Raw genomic sequence first — 23,388 nt, forward strand, 5'->3', positions numbered from 1 at the left:
CGGATTCCATCAGGGCCAGCAGGTTTTTCGGCCTGCACAACAGGCCGGATATAAGACTGCTCCTACCTATGCGCCAGCATGGCTATCTATTGAGCTCCGGGAGGCGTCCATATAAGAGTTTCCCTAAGGCGCAGCTTAAGCAAGAACGTGCTGCCCACCATAAGTAAGAAGGCGCTGCGAGACTTGACCGAGAAGGACTTACTGGCTGTTCTACGCGCTTTACGAGCTCGCGGCCTGAACCGGGCCGTGGTTATCCTGAATAATGATATAGGGCAGATGCTGCGCTGGGCGGAAAAGCGAAAGCCCTGGCGCGGCTTGATGATTGACGGCAACCCGTCCGAGTTGGTGGAAGTCGAAAGACTGCTCGACCACAACTACCAGGAACAGCGCGACCGAGTACTGTCTTTCGATGAAATCAGGGAGTTGCACAACATTTTAAAACGCATGGAGCGAAACTATTTCGCCCTCCCCGGCGGCCGGAAATACTCCGGCGTGCGCCCCCTGGAACGAAAAGCTCAGCTCGCATTGTGGATATGCCTGAGTACTCTATGTCGCATCGGTGATTTATTGAAGGGTGAGTGGCAACACGTCGATCTAGATAAGGAAACGTGGCTTCTCCCAGCCGAGAACACCAAAAGGCAGCGAGGCAAACGCCAAGACCACCATGTCTTTCTTTCCGCCTTCGCCCAGCGTCAGTTCAAGGAACTGCATACCCTGACAGGCGAGTCCTCGTACCTGTTCCCCGCCACCAACAATGCCGGCCACGTTGACCTCAAAAGCATTTCCAAGCGTTTGGGCGACCAGCAGGAGAAGTTCAAAAACCGTAGCAAGCCGCCATCAGGCCGCCGCCATGACAACGCGTTGGTGCTGAACAACGGCACTAAAGGTAAATGGACGCCGCACGACCTACGCCGCACAGGCGCAACGATGATGCAAGAACTTGGCGTAATCTTGGAAATTATCGACCGCTCCTAGCATGACCTGCTAGGCGGCTCCAAAGTGCGCCGCCATTACCTGCACCATGACTATGCCAACGAAAAGCGTGACGCCTGGTGATTACTAGGGGAACGCTTGGAAATGTTGACCAATCCCGATGCCGAGGAAGTGGTGCCAATTAAACACGCTTAACCGAATATTTGGCGCAAGTCAGCCTTGAGAAAGCCAATCTAATTAGAACGAAAGCTCGGATTGTTCTGGCACTGTGAGCCGCTGAGATCCATATCGATTAGCAATTTGGAATCGATAGCACTCTCAGTCAGCATCCAATAGCCAAAAGCAGTCAGTCAATTGAACTGACTGCGATTCCGCCCTAGTAATCCAACAGATTCCAGCTGAGCGCTCACCGCTTTCTCTTTAAATTAAATATTTCTGGTATCGAGCTGACATCTTGTTTACGCACTATCATGCCTTCCAACTTATTAGTTCCGCGTTTTTTGGCCAACCACACCTATTTAAGCCAAAAGACTTTTCAGCACGTTGGTGAAATCTCGAGCGCTACGCTCTTCCTCAGCATGGTGACCATTCTTGATCACCCACTGACCATTGACCATGACATCACATATTTGAGAGTCGCTGCCAGCGAACAACCAACGGTTGAGAATTTCATTGCCCTTGGCAGTTGCTATATACGGGTTATCACCGTTCAGAACCAATAAATCGGCCCGCTTGCCTACCTCGAGCGTCCCGACGCACTGCCCAAGCGCCTGAGCGCCACCACTCAAAGCTGCGTCATAGAGATTGCGACCGATCATTGGTTGGTCGTCACAGTAAAGTCGATTACGTCGTTGGTCGCGCAAGCGCTGTCCATACTCCAGCCAACGTAACTCCTCAACCACACTCAGCGATACGTGACTGTCTGACCCGATTCCGAAGCGCCCTCCCTGCCTGAAATAGTCAACGGCCGGAAATATACCGTCTCCCAAATTAGCTTCTGTAGTTAAGCATAGTCCTGCCACAGCTCCGCTGTGTGCCATGGCAGCAATCTCATTGCTGTTAGCATGTGTTGCATGTACTAAACACCAATGTCTATCGATCGAAACATTTTCATAAAGCCATTGCAGCGGACGGCGACCAGCCCAGGCCAGGCAATCGCTTACTTCTTTCAACTGTTCGGCAATATGGATATGGATCGGCTGATCAAGATGCACCGCGTTTAGCACGACGTTGATTTGCTCGGGTGAGACCGCTCGGAGGGAATGAAAACAGATACCGAGACGCTGTGCCGTTTTTATAGCCAGATGTGGTTTTAAACGCTCCAGCAAGTCAAGATAGCTATCGGTGGTGTTTACGAAGCGTCGTTGACTCTGATTCGGTTCCTGAGAGCCAAAACCAGAGTAACTGTATAGTACAGGGAGCAAAGTTAGGCCTATACCCGCCTCACTTGCGGCTTCACTGATACGCCAAGCTAACTCGGCTGGATCCGCATAGGGTATGCCGTTGACATCATGATGCACATAGTGAAACTCAGCCACGCTCGTGTAGCCGGCCTTGAGCATTTCTATGTAAAGCTGACGCGCAATAATCTGCATTTGCTCGGGAGAAAGGCGCCCCACCATTCGGTACATCAGGTCACGCCAAGTCCAGAAGCTGTCGTTTGGGTTACCGGCAACTTCGGCAAGCCCCGCCATCGCGCGTTGGAATGCGTGCGAATGAACATTTGGCATACCTGGTAGCACAGGTCCCCGTAAGCGTTCAGCCCCTTCAGATGAGCCGCCAATGGTGATTTTTTCCAAGTGGCCGGAGGTGGAAACCTCAAAATGTACGTCGTGCGCCCAGCCTTCGGGTAACAATGCGCAGGGAGCAATGAATGCAGGCATAAAGACAACCTATGAGTTGGAATTAGATTGTATATACATATACAGATGTTTGCGATAAGAGTAAACTACTACTCAGCATGAGAAGGAGAACCACATGTCGAAGCAGCCACAAAACTCATCCTCGTTGGCAGATCAAATCAGCGATGTGCCAGCGCCGCTCTATGCGCAAGTCAAACGGATGATCACTCAACAGATACAGAGTGGCACTTGGCTGGCACATCAACGGATACCCTCGGAAAGCGAACTGGTGGACGCACTAGGATTTAGTCGTATGACGATCAATCGCGCCCTTCGTGAACTCACAGCTGATGGATTGTTGATGCGCATGCAAGGGGTGGGTACTTTCGTCGCGGAACGCAAGGGTCATTCGGCTCTATTTGAGGTCAACAACATTGCCGATGAAATAAAGTCACGCGACCATCGCCACCGTTGCAAGGTGATTCTCCTAACCGAGGAGTCGGCTAGCCCTGAGCGGGCCTTCGCATTGAACATGCGCGAAGGGCAGAGGGTGTTTCATTCTTTGCTCGTACACTATGAGGACGACGTGGCGGTGCAACTTGAAGATCGCTACGTGAATGCTGTACTGGCTCCGGATTATCTCCAGCAGGATTTCGTCGTGCAGACTCCCTATGCCTACCTGTCAAGGGTCGCCCCCCTGACCGAGGGTGAGCATGTGGTCGAAGCGATCCTCGCTGAGGCGGAAGAGTGCAGGCTATTGCAGATTAATCACAATGAGCCCTGCCTGTTGATTCGTCGGCGTACTTGGTCCGGCAATCAGGCGGTCACCTCTGCGCGACTGATACATCCGGGCTCACGACATCGCCTTGAGGGGCGCTTCAGTTCATGATCAGTTCCGAATCGTGCCGCCGGATATCTGCGCATGTTCCGACTCGAGCAGTACTCTCGACATTGCCCGGGATGCTATCTCTACACTCAATGAACGCATCAAAGCCATCCTGAAAGGCGATGGAATTGAAGATGCGTATAGCCAAGTCACCAACATGAACCGCCTGGTAGTTTACAGATCGGCACTGGCGCAGCGCTATTGATACTGTTCAATGTCCGCATCGCCGGAATTACTGACATTGTCGGCGTTTTGCTACGCTCGCTGGCCGGTGATGTCGCTTGGCGCATAGCATTTGTGTTGGAACTGCTTATGTGTAACGACCTGCAATCATAAACACGCCGACCTGCAATCAACGCGCTTTTCGACCGGAATTAATTGCGTCTATCCACCCCGGCAAACCGGGATTAATTGCGAATGAGCCTGCATTTATCCGTTTCGACCTGCAATCGTGCGCGACCGACCAGAATTAATTGCGACTGAGCAATATTCTGTGCGCCTCATATGGGTATACCCTTGATCGACAGTCAAGCCACCCGGTAAATCGCGCCAATTTAGGGTGGCCATCCATTGATTTACACGGCCCGCCCAGGGTCTAAGACTTCAAATTGACAGAGAGGTCGAAACAATAATGACCACTCATCATTTGCAGATAGCGTGAGCCCGTCGCAATGGAATGCAAGCCAGTAGCGTTGAATGCAAGCCCACTTACAATTAATGTGAGCCCAAGGGATTCTCCGAACAAGTCCGCAGATGTGCTGAAATACGCCTGACCACCTGATCCGAGCTGCCCATGAGCCAGATGAGCTTTTCCGACTTTGAATACGCCGGCAAGCGCAAGCAAACCCGCCGCGAACGGTTCCTCGCCGAGATGGATCAGGTTGTGCCCTGGATTGGCCTGCTGGGGCTGATCGAGCCGTTCTATCCCAAGGCCGGTGGTGGCCGAAAACCCTACCCCCTGGAAACCATGCTGCGCATCCACCTGTTGCAGAACTGGTTTTCCCTGAGCGATCCGGCCATGGAAGAAGCGTTGTACGAAATCACGCCCATGCGCCAGTTCGCACGCCTGACGCTGAGCGCGCCGATCCCCGAAGACACCACAATCATGAACTTCCGGCACTTGCTGGAAAAGCACCAACTGGCGCCTGTGATCCTTGCGGTCATCAATGGTTATTTGCAGGAAAAAGGCCTCTCGCTCCGCCAAGGCACCATCGTCGATGCCACCATTATTCATGCTCCCAGCTCGACCAAGAACGAAGACGGCAAGCGCGGTCCCGAGATGCATCAGACCAAGAAAGGTAACCAGTATTTCTTCGGAATGAAGGCGCATATCGGCGCCGATGTGGAGTCGGGGCTGGTTCATCACGTTCATGGCACGGCGGCGAACGTGGCCGATGTCACGCAGGTCGCCGAGCTGTTACATGGCGAAGAAAACGCGGTGTACGCAGACGCTGGGTACACCGGTGTAGAGAAGCGTGATGAGCACGAAACTCGTGAAGTGATCTGGCAGATCGCAGCGCGGCGCAGCACCTATTCCAGGTTGAATAAACGCAGCCTGCTCTACAAGGCCAAGCGCAAAATCGAGTACTGCAAAGCGCAGACGCGGGCCAAGGTTGAGCACCCGTTTCGGGTGATCAAGCGGCAGTTTGGTTACGTGAAAGTGCGCTTTCGCGGTCTGATGAAAAACACGGCCCAGTTGACCACGCTGTTCGCCCTGTCAAACCTGTGGATGGCTCGAAAACAGCTGATGGGTATGGGCGAGTTGCGCGCTTGATGCGGAGAACTGGGCTAAAAAGCCCGCCAAGCTGATGTGTGCGAGACGTTTCGCCGCCAATAACGATGCGCTCCGGAGAGTTATCGACTTCCCGCAAGATAGCGGCGAGTTGATCGGAGCATCCCAAGGGCTCCGTCAGTTGCAGATAATCTGAGCCGAAAAATGGGATAAATGCGAGCCCGCGTGTTTTCAAATGCGAGCCGTTACACTTAACGTTCAAACGGGTGGTCGAAAATAATAAATCTGCCGGTCTTTGGGTGATGTCGCCCCGGTTGCGACGGTGCGCCAGATTACTTACTTTCCCCCCAGCGGCTTGGGGTATAGCCCATTTCTTGGCGGAACATATAGATGAAGGCTGAGGGGGATGCATAGCCGAGGTTAAAGGCAATATCAGTGACACTACGCCCCACGCCTAACCATTCCAGCGAGCGGAAAAGACGCAATCGCCGACGCCATTCCCTCAAGCTCATGCCGAGCTCCTGTTCAAAGTGACGTGCCAGGGTGCGAGGCGACGCGCCTAGCAGCTCCCCCCAACTCTGTATACTGCGCGGGTCAGCAGGCTCGGCGTAGAGCGCTTCGCAGATCGCCCGCAAGTTTGAGCTGTTCGGCCATGGCAGATGGAAGTCCTGTCTTGGCTGGCGGTTCAGTTGCTCGATAATCAGCGCATTCACTTGTTCAATATATTTTTGCTCATCGTTTCGCGCCTCGATTTCGCTTAACTCAACGATCAGCGCTTTCAGCAGTGGTGACACGGATAACATTGTCGGCCCGGGGGGCATGCGTAAATCGGCCTGATCCGCGACGTAAAGGCTGCGGAATTCCGCCTGCTGAAGTGCCCCCGTAGCATGGGGTGTTCCTGTTGGCAGCCACATGGCTTGCTCTGGCGTTATGACAAACCAGTTATCGGCGACGGTCACAAGCAATACGCCTGAGATGGCATAGACGAACTGGCTCCAGCGATGTGAGTGAGACGTAGACATCTCACGTGTGTTCAGGTTCTGCGAACGGAAATACACATTGCACGGCAATTGCTCAAGGTTGGGCGCGGTGATTGTCAACCAGCTTGTGCTTTACAGCATCTTGGTATCGTCCTTTGTCTTTTCATCAATATATTTAGTCATAGTATATAGAGACAGTAAGTAACTCGGCTATTTAAAATGACTGGGAGTCATAAATAACGTCGGGTAATCCTATGAGTGTTAACACGTCAGCAATACATTCACCCACCAGGCAGGAGTTTTACTCTGTGCTGTGCGCCGGCATTTGTGCGCTGATTTTGACCGTGGGTCTAGCGCGTTTCGCCTACACGCCGTTGTTACCGATCATGCATCGTGAGGCGGGTCTGAGCGACGTCACAGGGGGCTGGCTGGCGACCGCTATGCGGGCTATATGCTCGGTGTATTGCTCGCGTCCAGGGCCTCGGATCTACAGCGCAAATACTTCATGTATCGCGCTGGGTTGGTGATCGCGATACTCAGCACCATTGCCATGGGCCCGACACAGAACGTTTACCTATGGCTAGCACTGCGTTTTGTTTCAGGCTTGTCCAGCGTGGCAGGTTCGTTACTGGCCTCAGGCTTCGTTCTCAACTGGTTGATTAGGGCTGGCGGCAAGCCGGAGCTGGGCGTTCACTTTGCTGGCATGGGCGTTGGCATCGCTGTCTCCGGCATGTGTATCGCGCCCATGACTGGGCTGCTGAGTTGGTCACAGCTGTGGGTCGGTCTAGGCTTGCTCGGCATCGCTTTCTTTTTGCCAGCAGGGTTCTGGATGCCGGCTCCGGCCAAGGTAGAGGGTCATGAGGCTAAACAGGTTTCGTCTCCGCCGACGCAGCGCTGGATCCTGTGTATGCTCGCCGCCTATTTTTCTAGTGGCTTCGGCTATGTCATCAGCGCGACTTTTATGGTCGCGATCATCGAGAAGCTACCCCTGCTCTCCGGGAGCGGAGGATGGGTCTGGGTCATCGTTGGAATCGCTGCCGTTCCTTCGAGTTTTTTTTGGGATCGCATCGCCGCACGCATCGGTAATATTCCGGCGCTAGTCTTATGTTACGTCTTGCAAATCCTATCCTTCGTTTTTCCAGTCATCAGCGAGGGGGCTGTCGCTAACTTATTGAGCGCAGTCATGTATGGCAGCACCTTCGTTGGTATTGTTAGCCTGACGCTTTCTATTATCGGTCGATGCTTTCCGGCCAATCCGGCCAAGGCAATGGCGAAGCTTACTCTAAGTTATGGCGCAGCCCAGATCATTGCGCCGGCCATTGCAGGCTACCTTGCCGCCGCGACAGGCAGCTACCACAGCGCGCTCCTCGCGGCGGCCGGCGTAATGGCGGTTGGCATCTTTTTTCTGTTGGCGGCAGGACGACAGGCATCGCGTTTAGGTGTAGCGGTTCGCGTGTGAAAACACGCGGGCTCGCATTTATCCCATTTTTCGGCTCAGATTATCTGCAACTGACGGAGCCCTTGGGCTCACATTAATTGCAAGTGGGCTTGCATTCAACGCTACTGGCTTGCATTCCATTGCGACGGGCTCACGCTATCTGTAAGGGGCCGGTGAGCCGTCATCAACAAGAGCATGCCCACCGAGAGTGCTGGATCACGGCCTGTGACGATAGGCAGAGTTGTCAGGTTACTGACCTTGTTAGTAAAGTCGCATCGCCGAATTAGGACTCTTGTTAGTCGCTCTAATCCACCTGCGGATACAACTCATGGCTCATCTGGATCACCTTGTTAACTACGTCAGTGCCATCCTGGGAGTTTCGTCGCCTCGCACCGTGCATCTTGAAAACTCGAATCAAGAAACCTGGCTTGACCAGGGATACACCGTCACCGCGGAGGAAAAAACCTATGCCTTTGATAACGGCGCACTCATCAAACGGCTAGCGGAGCAGGATAATTTTCCCAGCGACGCAGTCTGCGCCGAATGCTGGATTTGTTATGAGGTCGTTCGCCAGCCGCTCGACAAAACCATTAGTCCTTGCCACATCAGCTTTAACAGTGAATGCCGGGAAGCCTATTGGTTGAAGTACTTCTCTGCTTAGCAGCCGAATCTCTATCAATACTCTGCAACGCTAGCTGTAGTTGTAACGACCTGCAATCAACGGGTTTTTCGACCGGGATTAATTGCGAATGAGCCTGCATGTACCCGTTTCGACCTGCAATCCATCACGGCCAACCCACCTTATTGGCTACTGACGGAGCTCAGATCGGCAATCCCGCTGCCAGCATTTTGTCCCGTAGCTCGGCAGCCCGTGCTGGGTCGAGCATGTTGCTGAACAACGCTTTGATTTCGGTGGGCCTGGCGTCGAACTGCTCTACCAGGTCTTTAATACGGTATCCATGGCGGGTCAGCGTCGGTTCCAGGTCATCCAGCTGACGCGACAGCACGGACTCCACCAGCTCCGCCGAGGCAGGTTTCTCGCCGGTCAGGTAACCGGCCTCTAGGGACAGGCTCAGATGCAGCTGAATTTGCAAGGGGGTACGTAACTTGGTGGCCAACAGATCAATAGCTTCCTCAGTTATGATCGATTGAGCATCGACTTTTCCCTCTGTACAGGTTTCCAGTAGCCAGTAAATGTATTCGCGCTGACTACCGACGATGCCGTCGAGCGAAAAGATGTCGGTGCGGTAGCCGATTTCCTCCATCGTCGGGCGACGCAGGTCATTACGCAGCTTGGGATGACCAGCCAGCACCACTGACAGTCGCCCGTCGCCGCCTTCGACCAACTCCATCAAGCGCTTAAGCCCTGTCAGGGTGTGACCATTGAGGTCATGGGCTTCATCCACAAACAGGGCCACCGGGCGCTTGTTCTTCCTCACCAGCTCGCGCAAGTCACGTTCACGCTTTTCGCCCTGGGTGGGGATGCGGACCTGTTTTTCGGTGGACAAATCGTAGTAAAGCGCAGCGATGAAGGTAGCCAGCTTGATGCTGTGCTTCTCGATGGCGAAGGACTTGGAGACGGTGATTTTCTTTTCCTCCTCCATTACCTGCTGAAGGCGGCGTAGCATCACGGTTTTGCCACTGCCGATGACACCACACAGGGCAATCAGGCGGCCTTCGAAGATCGCGCCCTTGATGTCTTTGATCAGTTGCTGGTGGTGCGCGGTCTCAAAATAACCGGCTTGGCTCAGCGGTAACGTCAACCCGTAGTGCTGCATGACTTCAACCCGCATGTTCGTCTCCTGCTTTTTTATGGCGGAAGTAGGCCCTGATGCGCTCCAGGACAACCCGTCGTGTCAGGGTCTCATTCAGCACCTGGTGGATGAAGGCTTGATCCTCAGTCGAGAGTTTGGATAACGGCTGCGCGAGCTCATCGGCAATGGCCAGCTTGGCGGTGATAGCGCTGGGAAAGTGATACTCGTGGGCTTCGGCATTGAAGGGGAGACGTGGTAGTTCCACAGAAATAGTCGAAGGTGTCAGCCGCACATCGTTACCGGCCAGCGCAGCAATGGGCAACCCCAACTGATCGGCCAGTGAACGGATGCGTTCGGATCGCTCATCGACTTTACCCCGCTTGAACGCAGGGTACCGATGCAGCGGAATGGGTCCGGACACCGGATAGTAAGGCCCGAAGCGTTCACCACCGAACTCGGCATAGAGTTCGTTATCGAACAGCCCCCAGAGCAACACCACACATTCTCCCGCCATGTCTGGCTCCATCTCAAAAGCGGTGCCATCAACAGTGACCCGTGCATCGACCCCCACCTTGCGCCGTTCAGGCTCGCGGCAAAGCGGCAGAGTTGCTCCCAAGTGCACATCTCACGAATGCCTTCATCGGGTAGATTGGACTGCCAGTCCTCAATCCGTGAATGCGGCTCGCTACGATGGGGCTGTACGTTGTAGGTGCGCACCAAGTAGTGCATCAGCCACTCGTTGGCTTGCGCTTCGGTTTCTGGTTTATGAAAGTGATACAGCGTCTCATGGGCCTCTTTCACCGTGCGGAACGGGCGCTCTACCTTGCCCTTTGAGCGAGCGGTAGTGCGTGTACCATCTTTGCCGGCAGGAATGTGCGTCTGCCACTCGATGCCCAGTGCCTGCATGACGTTCTGGAAGACCCGGCGCTTGGCCACCGGGCCATTGTCCAGGTAGACCATCTTCGCGCGGCCTTGAAACGGAAAGGTAGGGTCCGCCTTCGGCGCCATGGCGTTAAACAGGAAGCGCAGCGCCGATTCCGCGTCCTCAACGTATACGCAGCGGTATTCCTGATATGCCACCCCGCTGCGGTCGTCCACTACACTGAACAGCATCAGCGTCGGCATACCCCTGGCCGGATCAACCCAGTCCGGTTTGTCGATGTGCTTGAGGTCGGAGGGCGACAGGTCGAACTGCCAACAGTCATTGCTGCGCGCCGCCTGAAAGCGGGTGGCCGGTGGCTGTCGTAATAGTCGTGACTGACCCAGGTACCAGCGGTTGAGATATTCATTTGCTGTACTACGGGTCAGCACTCCCTTAGGCACTTTGACCAGGCCCTGCTCCGTTTCTACTCCATAGTCTTCCAGCAGCTCAATGGCGCGACGGGTAGATAGGTGCCGCCCCTGCTTGTTTGTTGTACGCAGTTTTAACGCCGCAATCAGCTCGCAATAGCGTTCTAACTCGGATTGCGGCAGTACACGTGGCTTACCGTGGTCGGCCCGCTGGGCCGCATGGGGTTTATGAATGAGGTCCAGTGTTCGATACACGGTGCTGGGAGACACCCCGTACAACTCCGCTATCGCGGCCACCTGGGCAGTTCGTTCCGGGCTTCTTTTCGGCAAGCGATCAAGTCGTTGCCGCAATTGCAGCAACGAATCGACAGGAATGGAATTACGCCTGGCTTCCATGCTGAGCTAATACTCGATACACCGAGGCACGACCGACGCCAAGCCTTCGCGCAATTTCTGTGGCGCCTAGTTTTTCTTCAGCCTGCAAACGCTGAACTTCGAGAGGGTCAATGGACGGTTTACGACCCCGGTAGACACCGCGAGCTTTAGCTTCAGCAATTCCTTCGAGTTGGCGTTCACGTCGTAGGTTAGTTTCAAACTCTGCGAAAACACCCAGCATGTCCAAGAAGGCTTTCCCTGCTGCACTCAGTGTGTCAATCGGCTGCTCAGTCGCCTTGAGGCTAACGCCGCGCTCTTTTAGTGTGTAAACGATGTCTTGAAGATCCTTGATGCTTCGTGCAAGGCGGTCAATGCGTGTCACCACCAGCGTATCGCCAGGGCGCAGAAAATCGAGCAGCGTCTGCAACTCCGTTCGACCCACCCGGCTTGCCCCACTTCCTTTCTCGGCACGAACCACATCACAACCCGCTTCGCGCAAGGTTTTTTCTTGCAGCATGAAATCCTGGTCGCTGCTGGAAACACGAGCGTATCCGTAAAGAGCCATGGGTAAAGTTTGTCTCGTTAGGCTTTAGAACCCATGAAACTAGCATACCAAAAGCGAAATACAACCCTATTGAGACAAGAAAACTGTCTCATCCAAGAGTATCGTTTAGGTGTACCCATATGAGGCATGCAGAATATTGTTCAGTCGCAATTAATTCTGGTTGGCCGCGCTGGATTGCAGGTCGAAGCGAATGAATGCAGGTTCATTCGCAATTAATCCCGGTTTGCGGGGTCGGATAGACGCAATTAATCCCGGTCGAAAAACACGATGATTACAGGTCGGGGTGTTTATGATTGCAGGTCGCTACAACTATTGAGTAGACCAGCTCCGCACCCACTGGCGTCCAGCAGTCGCAAAAAGTCCGCTGGGTGGGCTTTGCTGGGACATTGCGCTAATTATCTATTGAGGCAACGCACGGTATAGCGTGGCTCGATGAACCCCCAAAAGACGTGCAACCTCGGAGACTGATTGACCCTTATCAATCAACCTACGTGCATGGGTTATCTGCTCATGAGTCAAAACAGGCTTAGGCCCAAATCGAACACCTTTGGCTTTGGCCGCAGCTCGGCCAGCACTGGTGCGCTCCCCAATCAGCGACCGTTCAAAGTCAGCAATCCCCGCGAAGATCGTCAACACCATTCGCCCGGCTGGTGAAGTAGTGTCAGCCCAGGGCTCAGCAAGCGAACGCAGACCTGCATTGATCTCTTTTAGGCGTTCGGCAATATGAAGCAGGTCTGTCGTTGACCTGGCCAAGAGATCCAACCGTGTCACGGTCAGCACATCACCTGGTCGCAAATGATCGAGCAGCCGACTCAGCTCTGGACGGTCTCGCTTGGCACCGCTGACCTTCTCTTCGAAAATTCGCTGACAACCGTTTTGCCCAAGTGCAATCCGTTGCTGCTCCAGGTCTTGCCCTTGTGTCGAAACCCGAGCGTAACCAATCTGCTGACCTTTGTTTTCCATGGAGCACCTGTCGCATTTATTGTCGCAGGTAACTTACAACGTGCGACAGATTTATGCGACAGGTCAGAGCCAACAAATCCAGCGTATGTGAAACTGTCGCATAACTTAGGAATTAAGCGACAGTTATGGCTTGGTGCGACAGACAACCCTAAGCGGTCGGTCGTAGCTAGCAGGCCTTTACCCAGCGAACCGTTAAGGGATTTATTTTCCATTGATTCGATCACGCTGCCGATGCTGTCTGACGGCAAAGCCGAGTCAGATAAGCGAACGAGACTGCTTATAATGGAACATAGGGTACACACAGCGTGAGGAATGTTGACAAAGCCCCGCTGCTGTATGGCCCGCCTGTCAGTCGCAAGCGGATGGACGCAGGCAACCGATAGCCATGGCGACCAGGCTGTCGAGCAATATGGATTACCCCCCAGCCGGCAAAATTCCCCGGTCTATGGCAACTATTAAAACGCCATAACTGACCAATGTTTAACCGTGCCTGCCGAGCCCTAAGGGTGAGTTACCGAGAAAAAATGATGTTAAATATAGACGACTGGTCTATTTCTACCTATATTGTAGCCAGCTGCCTAATCCAGACCAATGAATGCTCGCATCAGCCAATGAATAAGGCTAAGCCGCGACAGGTAGCGCATCTAGCTCTGCACATCGAATAGCAGACTGGTCTATTTATAGGTAACTGCATGTTTAATTTCGACTTCTACAATCCCACCCGCATTGTCTTTGGCCCCGACACGATCGCCCGCCTGGATGATTTGGTGCCGACCGATGCACGCGTAATGGTGCTTTTCGGCGGCCAGAGCGCTCGCAAGACCGGCACCCTGGCGCAAGTAAATGAAGCGCTGGGTGCCCGGCATGTACAGGAGTTCGGCGGTATAGAACCGAACCCAAGCTACGAAACCTTGATGCAGGCCGTGGCGCAGGTCCGTGAGCAGCAGCTGGACTTCCTGCTCGCAGTGGGTGGTGGCTCGGTGATCGACGGCACCAAGTTCGTCGCGGCTGCGGTCGGTTACGAGGGCGATGCCTGGAACATTTTGGAAACACGCGGGGCAGGAATCCGCCAAGCGCTTCCGTTCGCTAACGTGCTGACGCTTCCCGCCACCGGCTCTGAAATGAACCATAGCGGAGTGGTCACTCGCCGGGCGACGCAAGCCAAGCTGCCCTTTCGCAGCGTCCATGTGTTCCCGCAGTTCTCGATTCTCGACCCCAGTAAGACGCAAACCCTACCTGTTCGCCAACTGGCAAACGGTGTGGTCGACGCGTTCGTGCATGTGATGGAGCAGTACCTGACCTACCCGGTGGATGCCCGGGTTCAGGATCGATTCGCTGAGGGGCTGCTGCAAACACTGATCGAAATCGGCCCGCAAGTACTGAAAGAGTCCGCGGACTACAGCACCCGCGCCAACCTCATGTGGACCGCTACCTTAGCGCTCAATGGCCTGATCGGCGCGGGCGTGCCGCAGGACTGGTCCACCCACATGATCGGCCATGAGCTGACCGCACTGCACGGCATCGATCACGCACGCACGCTCGCAATCGTATTGCCCGCCAATCTAGAGGTTCGCCGTGAGGCCAAGCGCGCCAAGTTGCTGCAATACGCCGAGCGGGTATGGCACATCAGTCAAGGTAATGACGAGCAGCGCATTGATGCCGCCATCCAGAAGACCCGGACGTTCTTCGAGAGCCTGGGCTTACCCACGCGCCTAGCAGCTTACCAACTCGACGCGGACGACATCGACGGATTGCTCAAGCAGCTAGATGCTCACCGCCTGACGGCACTGGGTGAACACAGCAACGTCACCCTAGACGTCAGCCGCCAGATTTTAGAGGCGAGTCTCTAAGCCCTCTTCGATGCGCCCATTAATTAGCGGCGCAGCAATTAACTGAAAAACGCCAACCCGCGTATTGAAGCAAAAGGTAAACCGCATGAAAATCCTCGTCGTTTTAACCTCCCACGACCAACTGGGCGACACGGGCGAAAAGACCGGCTTCTGGCTTGAAGAGCTTGCCGCGCCTTACTACGCCTTCCTCGATGCCGGTGCGCAGTTGACTCTGGCATCGCCAAAAGGCGGCCTGCCACCGCTGGATCCGAAGAGTAACGAGCCCGACTTCCAGACCGACGCCACTCGTCGCTTTGAGTCCGATACCGCCGCCATGAAAGCGTTGGCAAATACGCGAACGCTCAGTGACCTCTCCAGCGCCGAGTTTGATGCTGTGTTCTACCCCGGCGGCCATGGCCCGCTGTGGGATCTTGCCGAAGATGTCACGTCCATCGCCCTGATCGAGCACGCCAACGCATCCGGCAAGCCGATCGCAACTGTTTGTCACGCGCCGGCGGTATTGCTCCACGTCAAGGGCAGCGACGGTAAGCCACTGATCGCAGGCAAAGCGGTCACCGGTTTCAGCAATAGCGAGGAAGACGCCGCGGGCCTGACTCAGGTGGTGCCGTTTCTGGTCGAGGACATGCTCAAGGCGCAGGGCGGTATTTACAGCAAAAACACCGACTGGCAGGTCCATGTTGTAACCGACGGGCTGCTTGTCACAGGCCAGAACCCGGCTTCCTCCGCAGCCACTGCGCACGCCTTGCTGAAACTACTGGCCTAAGGCCGCGTAAGGCTAATGCCTCTACCAGTACTGGCATATACCAACTTTCGCCCGCGCCATTTCGGTTGCCGCGGGCCTAACCAGGAATTCACAAAATGGATACAAGTCGTTTCTTTCAGTCAGTGCAGCTGGGCCCTTATGTGCTCAACAACCGTATAGTTCTGCCACCCTTGACCCGCTCGCGCAGCACACAGCCAGGTAATATCGCAAACCCATTGATGGCCACCTATTACCAGCAACGCGCTGGGGCGGGCTTTATGGTGACAGAAGGCACCCAGATCGAACCCCGTGGCCAAGGTTATGCCTGGACGCCAGGCATTCATAGCCAAGAACAAATCGAAGGTTGGCGCAACGTCACCGATGCCGTGCATGCCGCTGGCAGCATCATTTTCGCCCAGCTCTGGCACGTCGGCCGGGTATCGCACATCTCGCTGCAGCCTAATGGTGCCGCGCCAGTAGCGCCTTCGGCTATTGCTGCGAACAACGTCAAAGTATTTATTGAAACCGGTCCAGGTGCAGGTACTTTAGCCGAGCCTTCGGTACCTCGCGCATTGGCCAATGCCGAGGTAAAAGAACTGGTGCAGCTGTACGCGCAGGCCGCGCGCAATGCATTGAGTGCAGGCTTTGATGGTGTGGAAATTCACTGCGCCAACGGTTATCTGGTCAACCAGTTCATCTCCGCCCACAGCAACCAGCGCGACGATGAATATGGCGGTTCGCTGCACAACCGTTTGCGCTTCCTGCGCGAGATTATCCAGGCCGTATCCGAAGTTGTCGGTGCTGACCGCCTAGGCGTGCGTTTCGCGCCGTTGTTTGAAAGTACAGCAGAGGACAGGGTCTATTTGGGCCTTGTCGAAGAAGACCCACACAGCACCTACATCGAGGCCATCAAGGTGCTCGAAGAGGCCGGCATCGCCTACCTGTCGATTGCCGAGGCCGACTGGGACAATGCCCCGGCGCTTCCCGAAGACTTCCGCCGCGAAATCAGGCAGGTATTTAGCGGGCGCATCATCTACGCCGGCCGCTACACCGCACAACGCGGCGCGGAAACCTTGGAGGCTGGCCTGGGCGACTTGATTGCCTTTGGTCGCCCGTTCATTGCCAACCCCGATTTGCCACAGCGCATTGCCAATGGCTGGCCGCTCAACCCGGTCGACCCAAGCAGCATGTACGGCGGCACGGAAAAGGGGTACAGCGATTACCCGACCTACGCCGAGTAAATCCGCTCCACCGGCCGTCACGGCTTAACCCTGACGGCCGTATTCTTCAGGCACAACAAAAGCGGTCGCCACCTCGCTAGCGACTTCGCTGTAGCGCAGAATTACTTACGCCGTCATGCCGCGTCTGGATAATGGAGCCTTACTCGCGAGACGCACCTGATTGCCACTCAACACCTTGCCTACCCGTCCACACTCAGCGCTGCGGAGATAAATAACCTGGCAAACCATGAGGGACATCTCAACATGACAGAACTGCACAGCTACCCGGAGTGTGTCGGTTTAGTACTCGCCGCCGGTTACGGACAACGCTTTGGCAGCGACAAACGCCTGGCTAAGCTGGCCGACGGTAACAACCTACTGGTGGCAACATTGCTGCGGGCGCAAGAAGCCTTCAGTGATGTTCGGATCGTATTGAAGGCTGAAGACGATGCGCAGGCCCTGGCTATTCCGCCGTACATTCAGGTGGTTCGTGCGGCACAGGCCAAACAGGGGATGGGCTCAAGCCTAGCGGCAGGTATTAAGAGTCTTGAACACTCTCAGGCCGACGCGGTGGCGGTGCTGCTCGGGGATATGCCGTGGGTTTCTCTCGCAACGCTGCTGCAGCTGCGCGCGCATGCGCACGCTGAACATATTGTTGTCGCTTACTGCGATGGCCAGCGCGGACACCCGGTGTTGTTCGGCCGGCGCTTTTGGCCGGAGCTGATGCAACTGCAAGGGGAGAATGGGGCCAAGGGTTTAATAGCCACCCGTGCGCAGCATGTGATTGAAGTGACGTTCAATGACAGCGGCATTCTGCAAGACGTCGACAAGCCCGCTGACCTCAGCCACCCAGCGACTTCATAATCAGCGCGCTGCCGGTAAACGCTGCGTCCTGTTTGTCCCCCAGCGCTTGGCTGAGCAAACCGGCCAGCTGCGGGTGCGCCTGTTCACTCGGCAGCTCCAACAGTTCACCCATATAATGTCCGCGATTCGAGGACAGGCATCCGTATAACCAGCCTGTAGACGACAAACGCAGGCGGCTACAGCTACGGCAAAATGGCACGCTTTCGTTGGCAATAATGCCAAATGCCCCACTCTCGCCAACGCTATAACGCAGCGCGGTGGAGTCTACTGGTGCCTCAGCCTGGGTGAATTCATAACGCTCACCGATAAGCTCCAGCAGCTCGCGCTGGCCGACGAACTGTGTGCAGAAAGCCTCTGCATGCTGGGCCAAATGGCCCATCCGCATAAGTTCGATAAAGCGCAATTCGTAGCCCTGCTCCAAACAGAACCCCAGCATGGGCATAACTTGGTCGAGGTTGCTGCCTCGCATCGGGACCATGTTGATCTTGATGATCATGCCGGCTCGGCGCGCCTGCTCGATCCCGCTCAGCACAGTTTGCAGGTCGCCGCCCTTGGCGATCTTGCGGAAGGCGCTCGGGTCAAGCGTATCAAGGGAAACATTGAGCCTCCGGATACCCGCGCTGCGCAATAACGGCAGCTTGCCCGCCAATAACTGGCCATTGGTGGTCAGGCTAATGTTCTGCAACCCCAATACGCCTATCCCCCGGAGAAAGGGCTCCAGCCTGTCGCTCAGCAGCGGCTCGCCGCCGGTAATGCGCAGCTCCTCAACACCGGCAACATCCCTGAGCAACTCAACGGCCCGCAGCATCGACGCGGCCGTCAATTCATCCCGCGCCGCCACTAACCGACGGCCATCGGCCACACAGTAGGTGCAGGCGTAATTGCAGGCAGCGGTCAGGCTCAGGCGCAGTTTGCGGAAACGCCGGCCATGTCGATCAACAATCACCCGACAACGCCCGCGTGGGAATCAGTGGAGGGTTCGATGTCCTCCGCCAGCGTTTCAAGCACATAAACCTGACGATCGCTCAGCAGCTCGCCAAGCGCTTTGGCCATGACCGTGTAATGCGACATCTGCCGATGGCGCGCTATCGCCTCGTGGCTGGCCCAGCGCTCGACGAAGACAAAACGCCCGGCCTGCTCAATGCAACGACTCAGGACGTAAGACAGGCAACCGTCTTCGGCGCGCGATGGCTGCACGCAGGCGCGCAAGACCCGCTCAACCTCCGAGGTTTTACCTTCCTTGGCTGTCAATATCGCTACAACACGTATGGCTTCACTCATGCTGATGGGTTCCTCGCTTTATAAATCGTCAACGCTGCACGGCGAAATGCCGACAACCCTCTGCAACAACATCCGTTTCATCCCGGCCAACCACCACAGGATCGCTGTCATGGATGCTCGCAGACCTGAAGCGCAGGCTGCCGCCACTTCGGCCATTGAGCACCGCCTGAATTTCCGCGAGCATGGCCATGGCTACGCTTTCCGGAGTGTCGCCGCCCAGGTCCAAGCCAATCGGGTAATGCAAATAATCCAGCCCCGGCAGCTCGTCCTGTGGTTTAGCCAAATGCTCGTGGATGCCGGCTAACAGGCGCTCGGTGCGCTCGCGCGGGCCTAACTGGCCGACATAGCAGGGTTCACTGTGCAGCAAGCCCTGCAACCAATGCGCGTCTTGCACCAGGCTGTGGGTCATCACCACCACCGCAGCCCCACGCACATATTCGCGGTAGGCGAAAGGCTGTTCGACATCGCCAACCAGCACCTGGTCAGCGTCGGCAAAGCGCTCGACTCGGGCGAAGTGCGCCCGCCCGTCGATCACCGTGACATGCCAGCCTAACAGTTTGGCCATGCGCACCAGCGGCTGGGCATCGTGGCCCGCACCGAATATCACCAGACGCAGCACAGGCGGTATGTACTCCAGGAGCACGTCCACCTCGTCAGAACCATTCGGGTAGAGACAGCGGGATGACTTGCCGCGTACCAGGGTTTGTTGCAAATCCGAGCTGATCTGCTCAGCCAACACCGAGTGCCGCAGCTCACCTGCGGCGCGCTGCCCGGGCACTAAGAACAAGCGCTCGCCTAACCGTGGCGAAACACCCGCTGGACTGGCAATCACTGTGGCAATGGCCGCCGGTTGATGGGTATCGCACACGCTGAGCAAGGCATCGACCAACGCGCACGGGCCGCTGGCCGGTAGACGCTCGAACAGCACGTGAACCTTACCGTTGCAGCCGAGGCCGAAGCTCAGCGCTTCCTCGCTGGCTTCGTCCGCTTCTGCGGTGCTGTAACTACGCAACGTCGGCCCGGTTTCGGTCAGCCACCAAGCTTTTTTGGCCACTTCCGCCTCCAGGCAGCCACCACTGATGGTGCCCTCAGGCCTGCCGAAACGCGAAACCAGCATGCGCGCCCCCGGCCGCCGATACGCAGAGCCTTCGACCCTTACCACAGTCGCAAGCACCGCCTCTCGGTCAGCTTCGCGCTCCACCAAGAGTGCGTCCAACAGTGCATTCAGGCCCGACATTACATACCTCCACTCAATGAAGGGACTCAGTCCGTCGCTTGGCCACAGCCGGTGCCGATACCTGCGCACCACTATCCCCAAAGCGCTGCAGGATGAAGCTGCTCAGCGCAGCCAATTCTTGGTCGGTGTAAATGCGCCCGAACGACGGCATGCGCCGGTTTACTTGGGCGTCGGCCGAGCCATGCCCGCTCAACAGGACGCCGAGCAAGTTGCTTGCGGTAGGGTCGTTGACTGTCTTCAAACCTAGCAGCATAGCCGTTTGGCTCTGACTGCCAGTGCCGTTCCAGAGGTGGCAACTGGCGCAAGCTCCAGCGAACAACTTATTGCCGAGTGGATTGCCACTGCCCTGCTCCGCAAGCGCTGCCTGCTGCGGACGAGCCACACCTTCGCTGCGCGAGGGTGAGTCTTTGAGGAACACGGCGATCGCGTGACGGTCGGCGTCGGTCAGATAGCGCAAACTGTGCTCGACTACTTCGGTCATAGGCCCAGCGGACAAACCCAAGCCTGGCGCTGCCCCGTCTTTCAAGTAGTTGGCCAGTACGTCCGTGGGCCAGGCACCGATGCCATGCACCGGGTCAGCGCTGATGTTGTAAGCATTCCAACCCTGGATAAGGTTGCCGGCCAGCGAACGATCGTTACTGACCGCCTGGAACAAGTTACGCGGCGAATGACATTCACCGCAGTGCCCGGGCCCTTCTACTAGATACTGGCCGCGATTGCGCTCGGCAGAGTACTGGCTGTCCGCTTGGAATGGTTCATCGTTAAGGAAGAGGGAATTCCAAAGAACCATGCCCCAACGCTGGTTGAACGGGAAGCCAATTTGGTTTTCGCGCGGTGCCTGCTCGACAGGTTCTAGGCTGTCGAGATAGGTCTTGATGGCGAGGATGTCATCTCGAGACATTTTGCTGTAGGAAGTATAGGGAAACGCCGGGTAGTAGTGTTTTCCATCACGGCCCACGCCGGTCTGCAACGCGCTTACAAACTCTTCATTCGTCCATGCGCCGATGCCTGTTTGCGTGTCCGGGGTGATGTTGGGCGAAAACAGCGAGCCGAACGGTAGCTTAAACTCGACGCCACCTGCGAACGGTTTACCACCTGACACGGTATGGCAAGCCACGCAGTTGGCGGCGCGCGTCAAGTATTCGCCTTTAGCGAGGGAATCCTCTTGTGCATTGGCCGCTTGCGCCAGTAAAGCCCCGCTGGCGAACATCAGTAGGCTTCTTATTAATTTCATCAGTAGCTCCTTAAACCGGGTAATAGCCGAAACGGCTAAGCGGCAAACGACGTATACGCTGGCCCGATGCTGCGTAAAGGGCGTTGACCAAGGCTGGGCCGATCAACGCAGTACCGGCCTCGCCAACGCCACCCGGCGTTTCCAGACTCGCAAGCAAATGCACCTCCACCGCAGGCGCTTCGTTGATACGTAGCTGTCGGTAGTTGTGGAAGTTGGTCTGTTGCACCTGACCGTTTTCGATCAGGATTTCGTTGAACAGCGAAGCGGAAAGGCCGAACAAGGTGCCGCCCTCGATCTGTGCCTTAACCGACGTCGGGTTGGTTGCAAAACCGCAATCGACCACGCTGACCAGGCGCTTGATGCGCACGCCAAAGTCGCCCTGCATCTCCAGTTCAACCAAAGTGGCCACATAGCTACCGAACACCGCACTGACCGCCACACCTCGACCCTGTCCGGGTGGCAAAGGCTTATTCCAGTCAGTCTTCTCAACCAACAAACGCAGCACTGCCTGGGCGCGTGGTTGTTCAGCCATCAGCTCCAAGCGGTAGGCCACTGGGTCGGCTTTGGCGTTGTGCGCCAGTTCATCAATGAAGCACTCATGGGCATAGGTGCCGCGAAGCGGGCCCACGCCTCGCCACCACGACACAGGCACGACGCTAGGCTCCTGGCGGATATAACGAACCTGCAAATGCGGCAAGCTATAGATAGGGTCCACCGCAACTTCAACGGCATCGGCATCCACGCCGTTGGGTGGCAAGCTGCCGGCATAGCGGGCGAGAATTGAGGCGCCGGCAATGCGATGTTCCCATCCTAGCGGACGCCCCTTGTCGTCGAGGGCGGCTTTCATACGATCGGCATACAGCGGCCGATAGAGGTCGTGGGTCATGTCCTCCTCACGGCTCCAGATCAGCTTGATCGGGTAATCAACCTGCCGCGCGATGGCCACCGCTTGAGTGATGAAGTCAAACTCCAAACGCCGGCCAAATGCCCCTCCGATCAGTTGGTTATGCACCTGGATTTTTTCAACTGGCAACCCGGTGACTTTGGCTGCTGTCTGTTGAGCGAAAACTGGCACTTGGGTGCCGACCCACAGCTCGCAGCCATCTTTGCGCACATGGGCCACGCAGCTCATGGGCTCAAGCGGCGAATGCGACAACAGCGCTTGCTCGTAAACAGCTTCGAACTGGCTGGCCGCTTGTAGCTTGGCTTGTTCAATGTCGCCGGTGCGTTTAGCGACCACGCCATCACGGCTACTGGCCGTGAGTAGTTCTTGGTCCAGATGCGTAGAACCAATAGAGGCATTCGGCCCAAAGTCCCACTCGATTTTCAGCGCTTTGATGGCTTGCTGACAGGCCCAGAAGTGACTCCCGGTAACAGCCACGGCATTGTCCAATCGCACGATGTCGCGAACCCCTGGCACTCGCCGTGCCGCAGCATCATCAACCGTACGCAATCGCCCGCCATACACAGGACAGGTGATGGTGGAGGCAACCAGCATGCCGGGGATTTGTAGGTCGATGGTAAAGCGCGCCTTACCATTGACCTTCGCGGGCGTGTCCAGGCGCTGCGCGGGGGTGCCCAACAGCTTGAATTGCTCGGGGGTTTTCAAGGGTACATCAGTGGGTAGTGGCAGCGTAGCCGCGGCCTCGACCAGTTCGCCGTATTTAGCCTGAAAGCCACCAGGGCCAAACACTTGGCCGTTCTGCGCATGGCACAGGCTCGGCGCTACATGCCATTGCAGCGCTGCAGCCTGGATCAAGAGGATACGCGCCGTGGCGCCCGCCCGACGCAGCGGCTCCCAGGTGTAGCGGGTAGAAGTCGAGCCACCGGTGGCCTGAAACTGCAGCAAGGTGTCGGTATACAGCGCCGAGTTTGGTGGCGCCTCTTGAATAACGACCTGATCGAGGCCTACTTCAAGCTCCTCCGCCACCATCATGGCAATACCGGTCTGTGCGCCTTGGCCCATTTCAATTTTTGGCGAGATCACCGTGACCACGCCATCGTGGCCAATCCGAACAAAGGCTCCGTAACCCTCAGCGGAGCGATCACCCAGCCGGCCTGCGGCAGCCGCCTCGGCGGCTGCACTCTTGGACACTAAGGGCGGTAGCCAGGTACTCAACACCAAGCCGCCGAGGGCGATGCCGCTGCCCTGCAGGAGGCGACGACGAGACATATGAACATTCATTTCGTTAGGCTTTTTCAT

Annotated in this window: 17 protein-coding genes and 3 pseudogenes; 9 read left to right on the top strand and 11 right to left on the bottom strand. The window is 56.2% G+C overall.

Annotation, left to right across the window (positions count from 1 at the left end; genetic code table 11):
* Positions 1-123: 123 nt before the first annotated feature.
* Positions 124-1,056, top strand: a pseudogene (locus EQV97_RS28430) (tyrosine-type recombinase/integrase); the annotation flags it as partial.
* A gap of 395 nt (positions 1,057-1,451) precedes the next feature.
* Here EQV97_RS28430 and EQV97_RS28435 read toward each other — a convergent pair.
* A complete protein-coding gene (locus EQV97_RS28435) occupies positions 1,452-2,816 on the bottom strand; it encodes a formimidoylglutamate deiminase (protein WP_240890530.1) in 1,365 nt (454 codons plus the stop codon).
* A 94-nt stretch (positions 2,817-2,910) separates the two neighbouring features.
* Between EQV97_RS28435 and hutC the strand changes: the two genes are divergently transcribed.
* Both hutC and EQV97_RS28445 read left to right on the top strand, forming a co-directional pair.
* Entirely contained in the window at positions 2,911-3,663 is a 753-nt protein-coding gene (gene hutC, locus EQV97_RS28440) for a histidine utilization repressor (RefSeq protein ID WP_240890531.1), read from the top strand.
* Positions 3,664-4,453: 790 nt separating this feature from the next.
* Positions 4,454-5,434: an IS5 family transposase gene (locus tag EQV97_RS28445; RefSeq protein WP_240890532.1), complete on the top strand. Its 981-nt coding sequence runs from the start codon at positions 4,454-4,456 to the stop codon at positions 5,432-5,434.
* 290 nt (positions 5,435-5,724) lie between these two features.
* Here EQV97_RS28445 and EQV97_RS28450 read toward each other — a convergent pair whose 3' ends face one another.
* The gene (locus EQV97_RS28450; RefSeq protein WP_240890533.1) at positions 5,725-6,492 is read right to left on the bottom strand and encodes a helix-turn-helix transcriptional regulator; all 768 of its coding nucleotides are present in this window, start codon (positions 6,490-6,492) and stop codon (positions 5,725-5,727) included.
* Positions 6,493-6,758: 266 nt separating this feature from the next.
* On the opposite strand from EQV97_RS28450, the pseudogene EQV97_RS28455 reads away from it, so the two are divergent.
* Together EQV97_RS28455 and EQV97_RS28460 are read left to right on the top strand one after the other, a co-directional pair.
* Positions 6,759-7,831, top strand: a pseudogene (locus EQV97_RS28455) (YbfB/YjiJ family MFS transporter).
* Positions 7,832-8,138: 307 nt separating this feature from the next.
* Entirely contained in the window at positions 8,139-8,471 is a 333-nt protein-coding gene (locus EQV97_RS28460) for a hypothetical protein (RefSeq protein WP_240890534.1), read from the top strand.
* Positions 8,472-8,631: 160 nt separating this feature from the next.
* Here EQV97_RS28460 and EQV97_RS28465 read toward each other — a convergent pair whose 3' ends face one another.
* From EQV97_RS28465 to EQV97_RS28480, 4 genes and pseudogenes are all read right to left on the bottom strand, one after another.
* Entirely contained in the window at positions 8,632-9,603 is a 972-nt protein-coding gene (locus tag EQV97_RS28465; RefSeq protein ID WP_240890535.1) for an AAA family ATPase, read from the bottom strand.
* A pseudogene (locus tag EQV97_RS28470) lies at positions 9,593-11,229 on the bottom strand (IS481 family transposase). Before EQV97_RS28470 ends, EQV97_RS28465 begins: the two are co-directional and overlap by 11 nt.
* Before the next feature lie 4 nt (positions 11,230-11,233).
* The gene (locus EQV97_RS28475; protein WP_240890536.1) at positions 11,234-11,794 is read right to left on the bottom strand and encodes a recombinase family protein; all 561 of its coding nucleotides are present in this window, start codon (positions 11,792-11,794) and stop codon (positions 11,234-11,236) included.
* Between the two features lie 399 nt (positions 11,795-12,193).
* The gene (locus EQV97_RS28480; RefSeq protein ID WP_240890537.1) at positions 12,194-12,757 is read right to left on the bottom strand and encodes a recombinase family protein; all 564 of its coding nucleotides are present in this window, start codon (positions 12,755-12,757) and stop codon (positions 12,194-12,196) included.
* Between the two features lie 692 nt (positions 12,758-13,449).
* On the opposite strand from EQV97_RS28480, the gene EQV97_RS28485 reads away from it, so the two are divergent.
* From EQV97_RS28485 to EQV97_RS28500, 4 genes are all read left to right on the top strand, one after another.
* Positions 13,450-14,607, top strand: coding sequence for an iron-containing alcohol dehydrogenase (locus EQV97_RS28485; RefSeq protein WP_240890538.1), 1,158 nt, complete (start codon positions 13,450-13,452; stop codon positions 14,605-14,607).
* An 85-nt stretch (positions 14,608-14,692) separates the two neighbouring features.
* Complete coding sequence (locus EQV97_RS28490) at positions 14,693-15,370, top strand: type 1 glutamine amidotransferase domain-containing protein (protein WP_240890539.1); 678 nt, start codon at positions 14,693-14,695, stop codon at positions 15,368-15,370.
* Positions 15,371-15,465: 95 nt separating this feature from the next.
* On the top strand, positions 15,466-16,590 hold the full coding sequence (locus EQV97_RS28495; protein ID WP_240890540.1) for an alkene reductase: 1,125 nt from the start codon (positions 15,466-15,468) through the stop codon (positions 16,588-16,590).
* Between the two features lie 243 nt (positions 16,591-16,833).
* Positions 16,834-17,433, top strand: coding sequence for a nucleotidyltransferase family protein (locus EQV97_RS28500; protein WP_240890541.1), 600 nt, complete (start codon positions 16,834-16,836; stop codon positions 17,431-17,433).
* On the opposite strand, the gene EQV97_RS28505 is transcribed toward EQV97_RS28500, so the two are convergent.
* From EQV97_RS28505 to EQV97_RS28525, 5 genes are read right to left on the bottom strand one after another with little or no spacing between them, the layout of a single operon-like run.
* A complete protein-coding gene (locus tag EQV97_RS28505; protein WP_240890542.1) occupies positions 17,411-18,379 on the bottom strand; it encodes a radical SAM protein in 969 nt (322 codons plus the stop codon). The two genes, EQV97_RS28500 and EQV97_RS28505, sit on opposite strands and share 23 nt — an antisense overlap.
* Positions 18,376-18,714, bottom strand: coding sequence for a putative quinol monooxygenase (locus EQV97_RS28510; RefSeq protein ID WP_131700787.1), 339 nt, complete (start codon positions 18,712-18,714; stop codon positions 18,376-18,378). Before EQV97_RS28510 ends, EQV97_RS28505 begins: the two co-directional genes overlap by 4 nt.
* Positions 18,715-18,742: 28 nt before the next feature.
* Positions 18,743-19,951: an XdhC/CoxI family protein gene (locus EQV97_RS28515; RefSeq protein ID WP_240890543.1), complete on the bottom strand. Its 1,209-nt coding sequence runs from the start codon at positions 19,949-19,951 to the stop codon at positions 18,743-18,745.
* A gap of 13 nt (positions 19,952-19,964) precedes the next feature.
* Complete coding sequence (locus EQV97_RS28520) at positions 19,965-21,185, bottom strand: cytochrome c (protein ID WP_240890544.1); 1,221 nt, start codon at positions 21,183-21,185, stop codon at positions 19,965-19,967.
* A gap of 10 nt (positions 21,186-21,195) precedes the next feature.
* Positions 21,196-23,388, bottom strand: coding sequence for a molybdopterin cofactor-binding domain-containing protein (locus EQV97_RS28525; RefSeq protein ID WP_240890545.1), 2,193 nt, complete (start codon positions 23,386-23,388; stop codon positions 21,196-21,198).

The sequence above is a fragment of the Pseudomonas sp. TMW22090 genome, assembly GCF_022496665.1.
GTDB classification, from domain to species: Bacteria; Pseudomonadota; Gammaproteobacteria; order Pseudomonadales; family Pseudomonadaceae; genus Aquipseudomonas; species Aquipseudomonas gregormendelii.